Annotated in this window: 2 protein-coding genes; one reads left to right on the forward strand and one right to left on the reverse strand. The window is 68.6% G+C overall.

All coding sequences use genetic code 11. From position 1 onward, the window contains the following. Positions 1–169: 169 nt before the first annotated feature. Positions 170–1,156, reverse strand: coding sequence for an aldo/keto reductase (locus MJ783_RS15755; RefSeq protein WP_239311200.1), 987 nt, complete (start codon positions 1,154–1,156; stop codon positions 170–172). Between the two features lie 299 nt (positions 1,157–1,455). Here MJ783_RS15755 and MJ783_RS15760 point away from each other — a divergent pair. Continuing rightward, the coding region (locus MJ783_RS15760; protein ID WP_239311201.1) for a TerD family protein at positions 1,456–2,106 on the forward strand (651 nt) is incomplete at its 3' end.

Consider the following 2,106-nt stretch of genomic DNA (forward strand, 5'->3'; position numbering starts at 1 on the left):
GGCGAGACGGTCCAGATCCTGGGCGAACCACCCCTCGGCGCGGGGCGGGCGCATCCAGCCGGGCAGGGAGGTCGTGCCCCAGCCGTAGCGAGTCGGCGGGCACCCAGCCATGAGGCCAGCCATGAGGGCTGGGCCGCCCGGGGGTGAGATCCCCCAGGCGGCCCGGCGGTCAGGATCGGCGCAGGCCGCCACGCAGAAGCGCGATAACGGCTGATCGTGCTCCGCGGGCCGGTTCGAAGGCGTCGGCGGCGGTCGTCAGCGCATGGGCCTCCTCTTCGGTCAACGTTATGTCGGCGGCGGCCACATTGCTCTCCAGCTGCGCGAGGCTGGAGGCACCGGGAATCGCCACCACATTCGGGTGCCGGATCACCCACGCCAGCGCGACCTGTGCCGGGCTCGCGTCGTGGGCCGCGGCAACATCGCGCAGGACGTTGAGGACGGGCCGGGCAGCGTCGAGGTTCTCCGGGAGGAACAGGGGATTCATCGCGCGTACCCGCGACGGCGGGGGGTGCTCGCGGGTGTAACGGCCGGACAGCAGGCCCTGGGCGAGAGGGCTGTACGCGATGATCAGCCGGTCGTTCTTCACCGCGTAGGGCAGCAGATCGCGTTCGGCCTGGGGCCGCAGGAGGCTGAACCGCACCTGGTTGGAAAGCACGGGGGCGCCGAGCGCCTCCTCAGCTGCCTGCCACCGCTGCAGCGAGTAGTTGCTGACACCGATCGCGTCGACGAGGCCGACCCGTTGCAGGGCGGCCATGCCCCGCATGGTGCTGCTGTCCGAAACAAGCGGGTTGGGCTGGTGCACCTGATAGAGGTCGATCTGACGGATGCCAAGCCGGTTGGCGCTGGCCACCGCCCGCTGTTCGACCACCGGAGCCACCGGCAGCACCGGGAACAGCTTGGTGGCGACGATGGCCGTCCCGTCGGCGCCGGCCTCCCGCAGAGCGCCGCCCAGGATCCGTTCGCCGCGCCCGAACGCGTAGACCTCGGCCGTGTCGAAGAACGTCACACCAAGCTCACGTGCCCGCCGGACGATCGCCGGCGCCTCGCTGGCCGCGTAGGCGGCGCCGTAACCCCACTCCTGGGAGCCGAACTGCCAGGTACCAAGCCCGATCACGGAGATTTTCTTCTTTGTGGTTACTCCATCGACATACCGCATCACTCCAGTGAACGCTACGCGGAGCCGGCGCGCGACTTGGCCATGCCGGACGCATCCGCGACCGGTTCTGGTTTGATACCGGCATCTTCGACCGGCGCCAGTCGTTCTCGACCGGCACTGGTCATTGAGAAAGATCTACACCGGCCGGTGGATCGTCCGATGGCGGGCGGGCGGGCGCGTGGAGCTGTGATCGCGTTGTGGCCGGCCTGTTAGGTTGCGGACAGTCTGGTTTTCGAATGGGTGCGACACGGGCAGACCGGACACGGGACAGGCCGGCACGCAGGGCGAAGGGGAGCACAGTGGTCCAGCAGTTCAGCCGGGGACAGAAGAGCCAGCTGTCCGCGATCACTCCTGGCACTGACCTCTACATCGGAATCGCGCTCGTCGCTCCCGGCCTGAGCTGGGACGTGTCCTGTTTTGGGCTGGACGCGAACGGCCGGCTGTCCGATGACCGGTACTTCATCTTCTTCAACCAGCCGAAGTCGCCGGAAGGGTCGATCCAGCTCCTGGGTGAGCAGGCCGGGGACACGCAGTCCTTTCGGGCGACGCTGAAGGACGTACCCGCGGGTATCGACAAGCTGTCGTTCTGCGCGGCGATTGACGGTGCCGGGGCCGCGTCGCAGATCTCCGCTGGTTACTTCCGGATCGTCGTCGGTGGCAGTGAGGTCATGCGCTACGCGTTCACCGGAGCGGACTTCAGCAGCGAACGCGCTGTTATGATCTGCGATCTTTACCGTAAGGGGGCCTGGCGGGTCTCGGCCGTGGGGCAGGGTTTCGACGGTGGGCTTGCCGAGCTGATCCGTTCCTTCGGCGGGGAGGTGGAGGAGCCGGCAGCCCCGCCGCCAGCCGCACCCGTCGGGTTCGGCCCGCCGGCTGGTGCCACGCACACCTACGCGCCACCAGCGCCTGGTCTGGATTACGCCAAACCACCTGCGGCCCCGGCGTCCGCG

The organism is Protofrankia sp. Cj3, assembly GCF_917627355.1.
GTDB lineage: Bacteria > Actinomycetota > Actinomycetes > Frankiales > Frankiaceae > Protofrankia.

Coding starts and splice junctions, on each gene's coding strand:
- MJ783_RS15755 (WP_239311200.1), bottom strand. CDS start 1,156: ATGCGGTATGTCGATGGAGTAACCACAAAGAAGAAAATCTCCGTGATC.